The sequence below is a fragment of the Streptomyces avermitilis MA-4680 = NBRC 14893 genome (assembly GCF_000009765.2).
GTDB lineage: Bacteria > Actinomycetota > Actinomycetes > Streptomycetales > Streptomycetaceae > Streptomyces > Streptomyces avermitilis.
On sequence record NC_003155.5, the window covers coordinates 6,040,861 to 6,056,526 of the forward strand.

General features: G+C 70.0%; 13 protein-coding genes. 7 read left to right on the forward strand and 6 right to left on the reverse strand.

Features of this window, described 5'->3' with window-relative positions; all coding sequences use genetic code 11:
- Window positions 1-80: 80 nt before the first annotated feature.
- On the forward strand, window positions 81-1,709 hold the full coding sequence (gene groL / locus SAVERM_RS25750) for a chaperonin GroEL (protein ID WP_010986398.1): 1,629 nt from the start codon (window positions 81-83) through the stop codon (window positions 1,707-1,709).
- Window positions 1,710-1,832: 123 nt separating this feature from the next.
- On the opposite strand, the gene SAVERM_RS25755 is transcribed toward groL, so the two are convergent.
- From SAVERM_RS25755 to SAVERM_RS25765, 3 genes are all read right to left on the reverse strand, one after another.
- A complete protein-coding gene (locus SAVERM_RS25755) occupies window positions 1,833-2,540 on the reverse strand; it encodes an ester cyclase (protein ID WP_037648020.1) in 708 nt (235 codons plus the stop codon).
- A gap of 70 nt (window positions 2,541-2,610) precedes the next feature.
- Window positions 2,611-3,384, reverse strand: a complete 774-nt coding sequence (locus tag SAVERM_RS25760) for an SDR family NAD(P)-dependent oxidoreductase (RefSeq protein ID WP_010986400.1) — start codon at window positions 3,382-3,384, stop codon at window positions 2,611-2,613.
- Window positions 3,385-3,546: 162 nt separating this feature from the next.
- Complete coding sequence (locus SAVERM_RS25765) at window positions 3,547-4,215, reverse strand: MOSC domain-containing protein (RefSeq protein ID WP_010986401.1); 669 nt, start codon at window positions 4,213-4,215, stop codon at window positions 3,547-3,549.
- A gap of 80 nt (window positions 4,216-4,295) precedes the next feature.
- On the opposite strand from SAVERM_RS25765, the gene SAVERM_RS25770 reads away from it, so the two are divergent.
- Complete coding sequence (locus SAVERM_RS25770; protein WP_010986402.1) at window positions 4,296-5,192, forward strand: LysR family transcriptional regulator; 897 nt, start codon at window positions 4,296-4,298, stop codon at window positions 5,190-5,192.
- 126 nt (window positions 5,193-5,318) lie between these two features.
- Here the strand turns inward: SAVERM_RS25770 and SAVERM_RS25775 are convergent, their stop codons facing one another.
- Entirely contained in the window at window positions 5,319-5,648 is a 330-nt protein-coding gene (locus SAVERM_RS25775) for a WhiB family transcriptional regulator (RefSeq protein ID WP_010986403.1), read from the reverse strand.
- Between the two features lie 389 nt (window positions 5,649-6,037).
- Here SAVERM_RS25775 and SAVERM_RS25780 point away from each other — a divergent pair, with 389 nt between their 5' ends.
- From SAVERM_RS25780 to SAVERM_RS25795, 4 genes are all read left to right on the forward strand, one after another.
- Complete coding sequence (locus SAVERM_RS25780) at window positions 6,038-6,649, forward strand: response regulator transcription factor (RefSeq protein WP_003948568.1); 612 nt, start codon at window positions 6,038-6,040, stop codon at window positions 6,647-6,649.
- A gap of 298 nt (window positions 6,650-6,947) precedes the next feature.
- Window positions 6,948-7,523: a sigma-70 family RNA polymerase sigma factor gene (locus tag SAVERM_RS25785; RefSeq protein WP_010986404.1), complete on the forward strand. Its 576-nt coding sequence runs from the start codon at window positions 6,948-6,950 to the stop codon at window positions 7,521-7,523.
- A gap of 280 nt (window positions 7,524-7,803) precedes the next feature.
- The gene (gene guaB / locus SAVERM_RS25790) at window positions 7,804-9,312 is read left to right on the forward strand and encodes an IMP dehydrogenase (protein WP_010986405.1); all 1,509 of its coding nucleotides are present in this window, start codon (window positions 7,804-7,806) and stop codon (window positions 9,310-9,312) included.
- A 138-nt stretch (window positions 9,313-9,450) separates the two neighbouring features.
- Complete coding sequence (locus SAVERM_RS25795; RefSeq protein ID WP_010986406.1) at window positions 9,451-10,575, forward strand: GuaB3 family IMP dehydrogenase-related protein; 1,125 nt, start codon at window positions 9,451-9,453, stop codon at window positions 10,573-10,575.
- Window positions 10,576-11,247: 672 nt separating this feature from the next.
- Here SAVERM_RS25795 and SAVERM_RS25800 read toward each other — a convergent pair.
- Window positions 11,248-12,456 (reverse strand): nucleotide sugar dehydrogenase, encoded by a 1,209-nt coding sequence (locus tag SAVERM_RS25800; RefSeq protein WP_010986407.1) that lies wholly within the window; start codon window positions 12,454-12,456, stop codon window positions 11,248-11,250.
- Between the two features lie 261 nt (window positions 12,457-12,717).
- On the opposite strand from SAVERM_RS25800, the gene SAVERM_RS25805 reads away from it, so the two are divergent.
- A complete protein-coding gene (locus SAVERM_RS25805; protein WP_010986408.1) occupies window positions 12,718-14,424 on the forward strand; it encodes a glycerol-3-phosphate dehydrogenase/oxidase in 1,707 nt (568 codons plus the stop codon).
- A gap of 92 nt (window positions 14,425-14,516) precedes the next feature.
- Here the strand turns inward: SAVERM_RS25805 and SAVERM_RS25810 are convergent, their stop codons facing one another.
- Complete coding sequence (locus SAVERM_RS25810) at window positions 14,517-15,578, reverse strand: serine hydrolase domain-containing protein (RefSeq protein WP_010986409.1); 1,062 nt, start codon at window positions 15,576-15,578, stop codon at window positions 14,517-14,519.
- Window positions 15,579-15,666: the final 88 nt, after the last annotated feature.

Sequence of the window (15,666 nt, forward strand, 5' to 3'; positions counted from 1 at the left end):
GCCGGGCGCCCGGGGCGCAGTTCGTTTTCCCAGGCTTTCACTAGCTTTCCGCAGTTTTCCGAGAGGGCTGAATCGCTCCCATGGCGAAGATCCTGAAGTTCGACGAGGACGCCCGTCGCGCCCTCGAGCGCGGCGTCAACAAGCTTGCCGACACGGTCAAGGTGACGATCGGCCCCAAGGGCCGCAACGTCGTCATCGACAAGAAGTTCGGCGCCCCCACCATCACCAACGACGGTGTCACCATCGCCCGCGAGGTCGAGGTCGAGGACCCGTACGAGAACCTCGGCGCCCAGCTGGTGAAGGAGGTGGCGACCAAGACCAACGACATCGCGGGTGACGGTACGACCACCGCCACCGTGCTGGCCCAGGCGCTCGTCCGCGAGGGCCTGAAGAACGTCGCCGCCGGCGCGTCCCCCGCCCTCCTGAAGAAGGGCATCGACGCCGCGGTCAAGGCTGTGTCCGAGGAGCTCCTCGCGACCGCCCGCCCGATCGACGAGAAGTCCGACATCGCCGCCGTCGCCGGTCTGTCCGCCCAGGACAGCCAGGTCGGCGAGCTCATCGCCGAGGCGATGGACAAGGTCGGCAAGGACGGTGTCATCACCGTCGAGGAGTCCAACACCTTCGGTCTGGAGCTGGACTTCACCGAGGGCATGGCCTTCGACAAGGGCTACCTGTCGCCGTACTTCGTGACGGACCAGGAGCGCATGGAGGCCGTCCTCGAGGACCCGTACATCCTCATCCACCAGGGCAAGATCTCCTCCATCCAGGACCTCCTGCCGCTGCTGGAGAAGGTCATCCAGGCCAACGCCTCCAAGCCGCTGCTGATCATCGCCGAGGACGTCGAGGGCGAGGCACTGTCGACCCTGGTCGTGAACAAGATCCGCGGCACGTTCAACGCGGTCGCGGTCAAGGCCCCCGGCTTCGGTGACCGCCGCAAGGCCATGCTCGGCGACATCGCCACCCTCACCGGCGGTCAGGTCATCGCCGAGGAGGTCGGCCTCAAGCTCGACCAGGTCGGCCTGGACGTGCTGGGCACCGCCCGCCGCGTGACCGTCACCAAGGACGACACCACCATCGTCGACGGTGGCGGCAGCTCCGACGAGGTCGCCGGCCGGATCAACCAGATCAAGGCCGAGATCGAGAACACCGACTCCGACTGGGACCGCGAGAAGCTCCAGGAGCGCCTCGCGAAGCTGGCCGGCGGCGTGTGCGTCATCAAGGTCGGCGCCGCCACCGAGGTGGAGCTGAAGGAGAAGAAGCACCGTCTGGAGGACGCCATCTCCGCGACCCGCGCCGCGGTCGAGGAGGGCATCGTCTCCGGTGGTGGCTCCGCGCTCGTCCACGCCGTGAAGGTCCTGGAGGGCAACCTCGGCAAGACCGGCGACGAGGCCACGGGTGTCGCGGTCGTCCGCCGCGCCGCCGTCGAGCCGCTGCGCTGGATCGCCGAGAACGCCGGCCTCGAGGGCTACGTCATCACCTCCAAGGTCGCCGAGCTCGACAAGGGCCAGGGCTTCAACGCCGCGACCGGCGAGTACGGCGACCTGGTCAAGTCCGGTGTCATCGACCCGGTCAAGGTCACCCGCTCCGCCCTGGAGAACGCCGCGTCCATCGCGTCCCTGCTCCTGACGACCGAGACCCTGGTCGTCGAGAAGCCGGCGGAAGAGGAGGCCGACGCGGGCCACGGCCACGGTCACGGCCACTCGCACTGACGCCAGGCATCACTGACGCCGGCCGGTAAGCGTCACCGAGGCTCGGCATCCCACACGGGGTGCCGGGCCTCAGCGCTGTCCGGAACCACTGGTTCCCGGGCGCGCCGAGCACGGTCCGGGCGTCTAGCTCTCGAGCTCGTCGAGCGCGCCCAACTGGGCCAGCAGCCCCAGCCGGTCGTACTGCCACCACCCCTCGACGATCTTGCCGTCCTCGCCGCACCGGAAGACGGTCGTCCCGGTCATCGTGACCTGCTTGCCGGTCGCCAGGATCCCCATGAAGTCCCCCTTGTGGTCGCCCTTCCAGCTCCACCGGGTGCACACCCGGTCCCCCTCGGCGAGCTGGTCCTCGACGGTGAAGGCGAAGTCGAACCCACGGCGCCACATCTCGATCTCGCGCCGCATCGCGTCCAGCCCGATAGCGTCCTGCTCGTTGGCGGGGTCGTGGTCGTGGTAGTTCTCCGCCATCACGTCGTTGAGCGGCGGCAGTTCGCCCTCGGTGGCCACCTCCAGGAGGAACCTGCGGACGGTCCCCGCGTACAGCTGCTCGTCCCGCACCACGTCCAGATCGGTGAACGTGGGCATCTCGTCGCAGAGCGCCACCATCTCCCGGAAGACGCTGTCGGTCTCCGGGAGGTTCGAGTTCCGCACCGCTTCCTCGTACGACGGGAACTCCACGATCTCCACGATGTGCGACGCGTCGGACCGGTCCTTCCCGATCACGCTGTGCGACGCGGTCCGCTTCCCCTTGGTCCGCTCGACCCATGTGTCCATGAGCCGGTTCATCTCGTCGAACCGACTGGTCTTGCAGTCGATGAGCTGAAGAAATGTCATGACGTCACCTCCGGCCCCCCGGGTCCGGTCGAACACCCCCATTTTCCCACCACAGAGGTGACGCCACCTCTCACTGAGGCCCGTACTTCCGCCCCGTCTTCGAGGAGATCCCGCCCAGCAGCGCCCGCGGGGTCACCTTCACCAGTCCCATCAGCGCCTTGTAGCGCGGGTCCGGAATCGACAGCGACTTGCCCCGGGCCAGATCCGCCAGCGCCGCCGCGACCAGCTTGTCCGCGTCCAGCCACATCCACTTGGGGATGTTGTCCGTGCCCATGCCGGCCCGCTGGTGGAACTCGGTGCGCACAAAGCCGGGGCACAGCGCCATCAGGCGGACGCCGGAGCCGGCCAGGTCCTTCGCCGCGCCCTGGGTGAACTGCACGACCCACGCCTTCGACGCCCCGTAGGTGCCGCGCGGTACGAACGCGGCCACCGAGGCGACGTTCACGACCCCGCCGCGCCCCCGCTCGCGCATCGGCTCCGCCGCCGCGCTCGTCAGCCGCAGCACCGCCTCGCAGTGCACCTTGAGCATCTTCAGCTCGTCGGCCATCGACACGTCGAGGTAGCGGCCCTTGTTGCCGAAGCCCGCGTTGTTGACCAGCAGATCGACCGCGTTCTTGCGGTCGCCCAGCCGGGCGGCCACCGTCTCGATGCCGTCGTCCGTCGCCAGGTCCGCGGTCAGCACCTCCGCCTCGATGCCGTGCCGGTCGTGCAACTCCGTGGCCTGCTCACGCAGTCGCTTGGTGTCACGTGCCACCAGGACGAGGTTGTGCCCGTCCGCCGCCAGCCGCCGCGCGAACGCGGCACCGATTCCCGCGGTCGATCCCGTAATCAGAGCCGTTGTCATGGGCCAAGGTTAGTGACCCGGAGTGCGCCGGTCCGCTCTCCGGGCCCGGCCGTTCGGCAACCGTGACGCGCGGTCGGGTGGCGGGGCGGCCGGGGCTGCCGCCAAGGCCCGTTCGCGGAAGACGAGTTCCACGCCTCGTACGACTCCGCTTCCACCCCTCTTCTACGCCTCGTACTTCTCCACGTACTCCCGGGCCCGCGCGAGTGCCTCCGGATGCAGCGCTTCCGCTGCCGCCAGCAGTCGCGGCAGCAGCTCCCGTTCCGTCGTGACGGCCCGGAACTGGAGCGCCACCGTCACCTCGTGGCCGGGCCGGTGCACGATCTCGACCGGGTCGCCCGCCCGGATCTCACCCGGCTCGACCACCCGCAGATACGCGCCCGGCGCGCCCTTGTGCGTGAACCGCTTGACCCAGCCCCGCTCCCCGAGATGCTCCTGGAAGGTCCGGCACGGAATCCGCCCGGAGGTCACCTCGAGGACCACGTCGGGGCCTATGCGCCAGCGCTCACCGATCCGCGCGCCGGACACGTCGAGCCCCTCGGTGGTGAGGTTCTCGCCGAACACGCCGTTGGGCAGCGCGCGGCCCAGCTCGCGCTCCCAGCCGTCCAGGTCCTCGCGGGCGACCGCGTACACCGCCTGGTGTTCCCCGCCGTGGTGGCGGGTGTCGCACACGGCGTCCCCGGCCACGCCGCTCGCGCCGACCCCCTTGGGCCCGGGCGCCGAGATCCGCACCGGCCCGTCCACCGGGCGCTTGTCGATACCGGTCACGCCCTCCGGCTGGTCCGTGTACTCCACGGCCCGTGCCCGGCCCACGTTCAGCGACAGAAGCATCATGCCCGCACGCTAGGTGACGGGCGGTCAAAGTGTCGACGCGATATTCAGAGGTTGGCCCAAGATGCGCTTATGCTCACAGGGTGATCGAGGCCCGACATCTCCGCGTGCTGCGTGCCGTGGCCGCCACCGGCTCTTTCTCGGCGGCGGGGCGCGAGCTGGGCTGCACCCAGCCCGCCGTCAGCCAGCAGATGAAGGCGCTGGAGTCGTCGGTGGGCACACCGCTGCTGATCCGCACGGGCCGCGAAATGCGCCTGACCCAGGCCGGCGAGGCCCTGGTCCGGCACGCCGCGGGCATCATCGCCGGACTCACGGCGGCCGAGGAAGAGGTCGCCGCCATCGCGGGACTGCGCGCCGGGCGCGTACGTCTCGTCTCGTTCCCCAGCGGCAGTTCGGCGCTCGTCCCGACCGCCCTGGCCGCCCTGCGCGCCGCGCACCCCGGCACCCGGGTCTCCCTGGAGGAGGCCGAACCGCCGCGCTCGGTCGAGATGCTGCGCGAGGGCGACTGCGATGTGGCGCTCGCCTTCCGGTACGAGGGTGCGGCCGGCGCCGAGGAATGGGACGACCTGGTCGTACGCCCCCTGCTCACCGACCGTCTCGTCGGCCTGGTCCCCGAGGGGCACCGGCTGGCCCGGACCGAGTCCGTCGCCATCGCCGACCTCGCCGCGGACCCGTGGATCGCGGGATGCCCGCGCTGCCGCGGTCAGCTCGTCGAGGTGTGCGAGAGCGCCGGCTTCACTCCCCGGATCGACTTCGCGACCGACGACTACCCGGCGGTGGTCGGTCTGGTGAGCGCCGGTCTCGGCGTGGCCGTACTGCCGCAGCTCGCGATCGAGTCCGTACGTCCCAGGGGCGCGCGCACGGTGGCGGTGGAACCGCCGGTGCGGCGGGAGATCGTCGCGCTGACGCTCCCGGATCTGGCCCAGGTGCCCGCGGTGGCGGCGACACTGGACCAGCTGGCAGCGGCCGCAACTCGCTGACCTCCCTCTTCTTCGGGATCAGCGCGCTTCTTCGGGATCCGCGCCCTTCCTTGGGGGACGCCTCGGGAATGCCGCGCACCAAAAATAGGGGCACGCGTGTGCGTACCCGTGTGCAGAAACGTTCCTTCAGTTGTTCGAGGCGGTGTCGCGGCTGTTCGTCGCCGCCGACACCAGCCGGTTCCGCGCCCGCCCCATGAGTTCTTCGCGCTCGTCCTCGGTCAGTCCGCCCCACACGCCGTACGGCTCGCGCACCGCGAGCGCGTGGGCCGCGCACTGCGCGCGCACCGGACATCTCATGCAGACCTCTTTGGCCGAGTTCTCGCGAGCGCTCCGTGCCGCACCGCGCTCACCCTCCGGGTGGAAGAAGAGCGAGCTGTCGACCCCGCGGCAGGCCGCGAGGAGCTGCCAGTCCCAGAGGTCCGCGTTCGGACCGGGAAGGCGAGAGAAATCTGCCATTACGTGTCCCCTTGTCGGCGTTCTGGGCTGCTACCTGCCCACGACCGTACATCTACGATCTAAGGAGATGAAAATATGACTCATTGCGAATCTAGCCCCAGACACCAGCAAACGGGAAGAAAACCGGCTAAATGGGGCACGGGTTGTGATGAAACGTTGAGGGTCCGTCGTGCATGTCTGCACTGTGTCCGCGCCCTCACGTAGAGTGCCGAAGATGGCTCACCGCCCCGTAACTCTTTCGAGTGACCGTCGTTGAGAGTGCGAGGCGGTTGAAGGAACAAGCGCTCGGGCAGGCGGCAGTTTCCGTCGGCGAGTGTCGACCGCACCGGTGACGATTCGTAACCAGCCTGGAGGCTCAAGGTGACGCGCATCAGCTGCGGAGGGCGGCCATGACATCCGTCCTCGTCTGCGACGACTCCCCGCTTGCCCGAGAGGCGCTCCGCCGCGCGGTGGCGACCGTGCCCGGCGTCGAGCGTGTCACGACGGCGGCCAACGGCGAGGAAGTCCTCCGCCGCTGGGGTGCCGACCGTTCGGACCTGATTCTGATGGACGTACGCATGCCCGGTCTGGGCGGTGTCGAGACGGTCCGGCGGCTGCTGTCCGCCGACCCGGGTGCGCGCATCATCATGCTCACCGTCGCCGAGGACCTGGACGGGGTGGCGCTCGCCGTCGCCGCCGGTGCCCGCGGCTATCTACACAAGGACGCCTCGCGCGCCGAACTGCGGGCCACGGTGACGCAGGCGCTCGCCGACCCCACCTGGCGGCTCGCGCCACGCAGACTGCGTTCCGCCGAGATGGGCGCAGCGCCGACGCTCACCGCGCGTGAGATCCAGGTGCTGGAGGGCATGAGTCACGGCCGCTCCAACGCGGAGATCGGCCGTGAGCTGTTCCTCTCCGAGGACACCGTCAAGACGCACGCCCGGCGGCTCTTCAAGAAGCTCGGCGCCTCGGACCGCGCGCACGCCGTGGCGCTCGGTTTCCGGTGGGGCCTGGTCCGTTAGGTGAGCTGTAACGGGGGTGCGGAGATCCCCGCTCACCTCATGGTGGGCGGGGCCGGGCGACGCCGGAGAGGCCCAGGAACACCTTCGGAGCCGTTTGGCAAAGAGGCCCGCCGGGTGCCCGCTGCTCGTTTCGCCGCGGATGCCGCATCCTTGAGGTGTGGAGTTCCTTGGGGACAAGTCGGTCGAGCGGGAGGGGAGGGCGCAGGAGATGAGTTCCGGCGCACCTGCTCATAACGCTTCGGTGCACAACTATGGACGCGGTGCCACGGAGCGGTCGACGCCGAGGCACCATGGACCGATGCGTGACGACGAGACGACGGTGATCGGTGCGCTCGTTCATCGCGCGGTCGACGGCGACGAGCAGGCCACACACGACCTGCTCGCCCGCGTTCACCCATTGGCATTGCGCTACTGCCGCGCCCGTCTGTCCCGGCTTCCGGGCGACGCGCGGCACTTCCAGGAGGACCTGGCGCAGGAGGTGTGCGTCGCGGTGCTCCTGGCGCTGCCGCGCTACAAGGACACCGGCCGCCCGTTCGAGGCGTTCGTCTTCGCCATCGCCGCGCACAAGGTGGCCGACCTTCAGCGCGCCGCGATGCGCCACCCGGGTTCGACGGCCGTGCCGTCCGACGAGATGCCCGAGCGGCCGGACGACTCCCTGGGCCCGGAGGAGCGGGCCCTGCTGAGCAGCGACGCCGAATGGGCCAAGAAACTGCTGGCCAACCTCCCCGAGAACCAGCGCGAGCTGCTCCTGCTGAGGATCGCGGTGGGCCTCACGGCCGAGGAGACGGGCCAGATGTTGGGAATGTCACCCGGTGCGGTCCGGGTCGCGCAGCACAGGGCACTGAGCCGACTGCGTGCGCTGGCCGAGCAGTAGTCGGCCGAGCGGCAGCCGGGTCTCAGGGAGCTGCGCTTCTCGCCGGGGCGGCGCTGCGCCCGTCCCCCACAACGGCGAGCAGTGAGGCGGTGTGGACCGGCGGCGGCGAGCCGTCCCCGTCCGGGCTCGGCGCTTCCCCGCGCGCCGGGGTGAACGGGGGCGCCACCCATCCCGTACGAACCTACGAAGCCGCAGAGCAGTCCAAACCGTGGAATGAGAGAGCCGTGCTTCCCGTTAGCATGGACATCCGCACCGATCAAGGCCATTTGGGGAAGGTGTCATGACTGCCAACGTCGACGGAGTGCCCGCCAAATTCGCGACACTCGGGCTGACCTACGACGACGTGCTGCTGCTGCCGGGCGCGTCGGACATGGCGCCCGACCAGATCGACACCGCTTCGCACGTCTCCAAGAACGTGCGGGTGAACATCCCGCTTCTGTCCGCCGCCATGGACAAGGTCACCGAGGCCCGCATGGCGATCGCGATGGCCCGCCAGGGCGGCGTCGGCGTCCTGCACCGCAACCTGTCCATCGAGGACCAGGCCAACCAGGTCGACCTGGTGAAGCGCTCCGAGTCCGGCATGGTCACCGACCCCATCACCGTGCACCCGGACGCCACGCTCGCCGAGGCCGACGCGATCTGCGCCAAGTTCCGCATCAGCGGCGTCCCGGTCACCGACGGCAACGGCAAGCTGCTCGGCATCGTGACCAACCGCGACATGGCCTTCGAGACGGACCGCTCGCGCCAGGTCCGCGAGGTCATGACGCCGATGCCCCTGGTCACCGGCAAGGTCGGCATCTCCGGCAACGACGCGATGCAGCTGCTGCGCCGCCACAAGATCGAGAAGCTTCCGCTGGTCGACGACGCCGGCATCCTCAAGGGCCTCATCACCGTCAAGGACTTCACCAAGGCGGAGAAGTACCCGAACGCCGCGAAGGACGCCGAGGGGCGCCTGCTCGTCGGTGCGGCCGTCGGTGTGGCCGGTGACGCCTTCGAGCGCGCCCAGGCCCTCATCGAGGCGGGTGTCGACTTCATCGTCGTCGACACCGCGCACGGCCACTCCCGACTGGTCGGCGACATGGTCGCCAAGATCAAGTCCAACTCCGGCGGCGTCGACGTCATCGGCGGCAACATCGCCACCCGCGACGGCGCCCAGGCGCTCATCGACTCCGGTGTCGACGGCATCAAGGTGGGCGTCGGCCCCGGCTCCATCTGTACGACCCGGGTGGTCGCCGGTATCGGCGTACCCCAGGTGACGGCCATCTACGAGGCGTCGCTCGCCGCCAAGGAGGCCGGCGTCCCGGTCATCGGCGACGGTGGCCTCCAGTACTCCGGCGACATCGCGAAGGCCCTGGTCGCGGGCGCCGACACGGTGATGCTCGGTTCGCTGCTCGCGGGCTGCGAGGAGTCGCCGGGCGAGCTGCTGTTCATCAACGGCAAGCAGTTCAAGTCGTACCGCGGCATGGGCTCCCTGGGCGCCATGCAGTCCCGTGGTGAGCAGCGCTCCTTCTCCAAGGACCGCTACTTCCAGGAGGGCGTCGCCTCCGACGAGAAGCTCGTGCCCGAGGGCATCGAGGGCCAGGTGCCCTACCGCGGCCCGCTGTCCGCGGTCGTCCACCAGCTGGTCGGCGGTCTGCGTCAGTCGATGTTCTACGTAGGCGGCCGCACCGTGCCCGAGCTCCAGGACAACGGCCGGTTCGTACGCATCACGTCGGCGGGTCTCAAGGAGAGCCACCCGCACGACATCCAGATGACGGTCGAGGCGCCGAACTACAGCCGTAGCAAGTAGTACTCAGGTAGCAGTTCACGGTATCCACGCACGCGTGAAGCACGGACGAGGGCGGTCCCGGAAGGTTCCGGGGCCGCCCTCGTCGTGGGCGTCGGGGATACTGGGAGGCGCAGAAGCGAAGAGGGAAAGGCCTAAGACGTGACTGAGATCGAGATCGGGCGGGGCAAGCGCGGCCGCCGGGCATACGCCTTCGACGACATCGCCGTCGTCCCCAGCCGCCGTACCCGGGACCCGAAGGAGGTCTCGATCGCCTGGCAGATCGACGCCTACCGCTTCGAGCTGCCCTTCCTGGCCGCTCCCATGGACTCGGTGGTCTCCCCGGCCACGGCGATCCGCATCGGTGAGCTGGGCGGCCTGGGCGTGCTCAACCTCGAAGGCCTGTGGACGCGGTACGAGGACCCGCAGCCGCTGCTGGACGAGATCGCGGAGCTGGACGCGGACACCGCGACCCGCCGCCTCCAGGAGATCTACGCGGCTCCCATCAAGGAGGAGCTGATCGGGCAGCGCATCAAGGAGGTGCGCGACTCGGGCGTGGTCACCGCGGCGGCCCTGTCCCCGCAGCGCACGGCGCAGTTCTCCAAGGCGGTCGTCGACGCGGGCGTGGACATCTTCGTCATCCGCGGTACGACGGTGTCGGCCGAGCACGTCTCGGGTGCCGCCGAGCCGCTGAACCTGAAGCAGTTCATCTACGAGCTCGACGTCCCGGTGATCGTCGGCGGCTGCGCCACGTACACCGCGGCCCTGCACCTGATGCGCACGGGCGCGGCCGGTGTGCTGGTCGGCTTCGGCGGCGGCGCCGCGCACACCACGCGCAACGTGCTGGGCATCCAGGTCCCGATGGCCACGGCGGTCGCCGACGTCGCCGCTGCCCGCCGCGACTACATGGACGAGTCCGGCGGCCGGTACGTGCACGTGATCGCGGACGGCGGCGTCGGCTGGTCCGGCGATCTGCCCAAGGCCATCGCCTGTGGCGCCGACTCGGTGATGATGGGCTCGCCGCTCGCGCGCGCCACGGACGCGCCGGGCAGGGGCCACCACTGGGGCATGGAGGCTGTCAACGAGGAGCTGCCGCGCGGCAAGAAGGTCGACCTCGGCACCGTCGGCACCATCGAGGAGATCCTCACCGGGCCCTCGCACATCCCGGACGGCTCCATGAACATCTTCGGCGCCCTGCGCCGCGCCATGGCCACCACCGGCTACAGCGAGCTCAAGGAGTTCCAGCGCGTCGAGGTGACGGTGGCGGACGCGCAGCACAAGCGGTGACGCCGCGCTCGGCCTGAGAAACGATCGGCCTGAGAAACGAAGGGGGCCTTCACCCTAGATGGGTGAAGGCCCCCTTCGCATGCCCAAGGGCGCAGATGGGGCGCGTTGTGCGGCCGGGGGGCGCAGGGTTGCCTTCGAGGCGAAAGCGGGCCGATCGGCGGGGGTGTGAGCGATAGCGTCCGGGTCGGCGCCCCAGGTTTCTGGAGCGCCCCCTTCCAAGGACACGGTTCCGGACCCCGGCCCTCGGGGCCCGGCCCGATTTCCGACGGACCGTCCACCGGGCTACTGGGCGGTGTCGTGGAAGGGGGCGCCCATGGGACGTCATCGCAAGCCCACCCGCTGGGACCGGATCCGTCTGTGGACGGTGAAGTGCCGGAGGAGGTGGATCTTGCGGATTTTCGGATGGTGAGCGGCCACCCCTATAGAACCTAGGGGTGGACACTCCGTTCACCATTCAGGAGCCTGCCGCGGTAGCCGCCGCGGTGGGCTCCACCTGATCTTCGGCTGGTGAGCGGCCACCCCTACAAAACCTAGGGGTGGACACTCCGTTCACCATTCAGGAGCCTGCCGCAGTACCCCCTGCGGTGGGCTCCACCTGCTTTCTTACGGTACCGACGGCGAGCGCCGGACGCCACCAGCCCCCGCAGCCCGGGCCGCCCCGGGCGCCCCCCTTCACAACCGGTGCGCCGCCCCCGTCGGAGTGGCCCCCCGCGTGTCCAGCAGCAGCTGCGCCTTCACGGACAGGCCCTGGAGGTCGTACGTGCGGTGCTGCTGGAGCAGGATCGTGAGGTCTGCGTCTGCCGCCGCCTCGTAGAGGGAGTCGGCGCGCGGGATCGGGCGGTCGAGGACGCTCCAGGCAGGGACGTGCGGGTCGTGGTAGCTGACGGACGCGCCGAGTTCCATCAGACGCAGCGCGATCTCGTGGGCGGGAGAGCCCTGCTGGTCGGCGAGGTCCTGCTTGTAGGTGACGCCGAGCAACAGCACGCGCGCGCCGCGGGCCGATTTCCCGTGCTCGTTGAGGAGGGTCGCCGCGCGCTGGATGACGTACTGGGGCATGTGGTTGTTGACCTGTTGCGCCAGTTCGACCATCCGGAGGGTGCGCCCCGAGTGGCCGGTCAGGTCCTGGGGGACCGCGTGGCCGCCGACACCGGGGCCCGGGCGGAAGGCCTGGAAGCCGAACGGCTTGGTCTCGGCGCAGCGGATGACGTCCCACAGGTCGACGCCCAAGTCGTTGCAGAGGACAGCCATTTCGTTGACCAGGGCGATGTTGACGTGCCGGTAGTTGGTCTCCAGGAGCTGCACGGTCTCCGCCTCGCGGGGTCCACGCGCGCGTACCACCTTGTCGGTGAGGCGGCCGTAGAACGCGGCGGCCGACTCGGTGCACGCGGGGGTCAGACCCCCGATCACCTTGGGGGTGTTGGCGGAGCCGAAGTCACGGTTTCCCGGATCCACGCGGCTCGGTGAGTACGCGAGGTGGAAGTCACGGCCGGCCCGGAGTCCGGAACCCTCTTCGAGGAGCGGACGGAGGAATTCCTCGGTCGTCCCCGGGTGTACGGGCGATTCCAGGATCACGGTGGTGTGCGGGCGCAACCGGGCCGCGAGGGTGCGGGCGGCGGCCTCCACCTGGCTCAGCTCGAGCGCGCCGGCGGCGCCGCGCGGGGTCGGTGCGCAGATGACGGCGGTGCGTACCCGGCCGAGCTCGGCCGGGTTGGTCGTCGTCCGGAAGCCCCCCGAGAGCATCCGGCGCAGTTCGGCGGCGGTGAGGGAACCCCCCTCGGGGCCGGTCTTGTACCCGACCGTGGGGATACCGGCCGCGACGGCGGCCTGGGCCAGGGGCAGGCCGAGATGACCGAGTCCGATGACGGCGAGATCTGCGGGCATTGCGTGGGCCGTCCTTCCCAGTAGCCGAAGCGGGACAGTCGCGCAAGCCCTGTGGACAGAACGAGCGAGCGCAATGTCAGACTAGGAGTAAATATGACCGATTTGCGGGATTGGTTGGGCGAGTTTCCGTGAGTGTTGTCCACAGGCTGCGGGCGGGTGGTGGCCGAAGACGGGCAACACGGTCAGAATTTGGGCAGGGGGGATGCGAGCCGGGCCTCGCCTTACGGGTGTGGCCGGCGCGACGAACTGCGGGAGGCAGCTGTGAGGACAGCGACACTGGGGCCGGCGGAGCGCGCCGAGTCACTGGCGGGAATGGCCGAGCGCGAGCTGGACGTGCTGGTCGTGGGCGGCGGCGTGGTCGGCGCGGGTACCGCGCTGGACGCCGTGACACGCGGCCTGTCCACAGGCATCGTCGAGGCACGGGACTGGGCGTCCGGCACATCCAGCAGGTCCAGCAAGCTGATACACGGCGGCCTGCGCTATCTGGAGATGCTCGACTTCGCCCTTGTGCGCGAGGCACTCAAGGAGCGCGGGCTGCTCCTGGAGCGGCTGGCGCCGCACCTCGTGAAGCCCGTCCCGTTCCTCTACCCCTTGCAGCACAAGGGCTGGGAGCGGCTGTACGCGGGCGCCGGGGTCGCGCTGTACGACGCCATGTCGATGGCGCCCGGACACGGCCGCGGACTGCCCACGCACCGCCATCTGACCCGCAGCCACGCCCTGCGCGTCGCGCCGGCCCTGAAGAAGGAGGCGCTGGTCGGCGCGCTCCAGTACTACGACGCCCAGATGGACGACGCCCGCTATGTGGCGATGCTGGTGCGCACGGCGGCGGCGTACGGCGCGAAGGCGGCGAACCGCGCGCGCGTGACCGACTTCCTGCGCGAGGGCGAGCGCGTTGTCGGTGCCAGGGTGCAGGACGTGGAAGGCGGCGGGGAGTACGAGATCCATGCCCGGCAGGTCGTCAACGCCACGGGGGTGTGGACCGATGACACCCAGGCGATGGTCGGGGAGCGGGGGCAGTTCCACGTACGGGCGTCCAAGGGCATACATCTGGTCGTGCCGAAGGACCGGATCCACTCCACGACCGGTCTGATCCTGCGGACCGAGAAGTCCGTGCTGTTCGTGATCCCGTGGGGGCGCCACTGGATCGTCGGCACCACCGACACCCCCTGGGACCTCGACAAGGCACACCCGGCCGCCTCCAGCGCGGACATCGACTACCTGCTCGAACACGTGAACTCAGTGCTGTCGGTGCCCCTTTCGCGCGACGACGTCCAGGGCGTGTACGCGGGTCTGCGGCCGCTGCTCGCCGGAGAGTCGGACGCCACCAGCAAGCTGTCGCGCGAGCACACCGTGGCCCATCCGGTGCCGGGGCTGGTGGTCGTCGCGGGCGGCAAGTACACGACGTACCGGGTCATGGCCAAGGACGCGGTCGACGAGGCGGTGCACGGCCTCGACCAGCGCGTCGCCGACTGCGTCACCGAGGACATTCCGCTGATCGGCGCCGAGGGGTACCGGGCGCTGTGGAACGCGCGAGCGCGGATCGCGGCCCGCACCGGGCTCCATGTGGTGCGCGTGGAGCACCTGCTGAACCGTTACGGCTCGCTCGCGGAGGAACTGCTCGACCTGGTGGCGGCCGATCCCTCGCTGGGCGCGCCGCTCCAGGCCGCCGACGACTATCTGCGGGCGGAAATCGTCTATGCCGCCTCGCACGAGGGCGCGCGGCACCTGGACGACGTACTGACCCGGCGCACCCGCATCTCGATCGAGACGTTCGACCGCGGCACACGCAGCGCCCGCGAGGCCGCCGAACTGATGGCGCCGGTCCTCGGCTGGGACAAGGACCAGATCGAGCGCGAGATCGAGCACTACGAGAAGCGGGTCGAGGCGGAGCGGGAGTCGCAGCGCCAGCCGGACGACCTGACGGCGGACGCGGCGCGGCTGGGGGCGCCGGACATCGTGCCGCGGTGATCCGGCTGCCCTTCGGTGTCCGCCCCGTCCCCTCCTGAACATCACTCGAACGGGTGTAAGAGGCTGGGATCTCTGCTCGAAACCCGTCCGTTCTACGAGGTGCGGGGGCAGAACTCGGCGGCGAGCACCGCGGGTTCGAGGCCCGGTTCTGAGACCCCGTCCGTGTTCACCCGGAAGGTGAGGACACGACGGCCGTCGACGGTGGCTGCGGTGCGCACGTAGCTGCCGGAGATCCGGCCGTTGTGCCCCCACACCGTGGTGCCGCACGGCAGCTTCACGGGATAGAGGCCCATGCCGTACGAGCCGTGTGCGGTACGGGTGTCGAGCATCTCGCGCAGCCCATGCGCGGGAAGCAGTTCGCCGCCCAGCAGCGCCGCGTAGAAGCGGTCCAGGTCGGCGAGGGTGGTCACGAGCTCGCCCGCCGCGCCGGCCACGCGCGGGTCGAGTTCGGTGACGTCGGTTCCGTCGGCGGCGTACGCGCGGCCGTGCGGATCGGGAAGAGCGGTGCGGGCGCCGGGGAACGAGGTGCCCGTCAGACGGAGGGGAGTCACGATGCGGCGCTCGGCCTCGACGGCGTACGAGTGGCCGGTGACCTGCTGGACGACCATGCCGAGCAGGACGTAGTTGGTGTTGGAGTAGGCGAAGCGGCCGCGGTCGGCCGGGGGGTGGGTGAGAGCGATGCGAACGGCCTGAAGCGGAGTCACGGGGACGGTGCCTGCGGTGTCCGCGGTGAAGTCGGCCAGACCGCTGGTGTGGGTGAGCAGGGCGCGCAGCGTCACGGCCCGGCCGTCGTGTCCCGCGCCGCGCACCAGGCCGGGCAGGTGATCCTCCACGGAGTCCGACAGGGACAGCCGGTGTTCGGCGGCCAGTTGCAGCACGACCGTCGCGATGAAGGTCTTGGTGATGCTGCCGGCGCGGAAATGGTCGGCCCGGTCGATTCCCCGGCCGGCGCGGGCGAAGCGGATGCCGGACTCCTCGCGGGCCAGCAGGGCGGCAGCGGGAGCCCCGCCTCGAGTGACGAGCAGGGGGAGGAGGGCGTCCGTGGCCGGAGTCGTGGGAGCCTGAAAGCCGCCCGGGGCGAAACCGAGGAGGGCCAGGGACACGGGTATGGCCAGCAGTGTCCGAGGTGTCCGGGCTGTCCGGGGCTTCGGCATCGGCGGTCCCTCCGTGTAGCGGCCCATCATGCGGCACGTTCGGACACGGGCGGCGGGCGGTCCCCCCGCGTAGAACCACCCTGGGCGT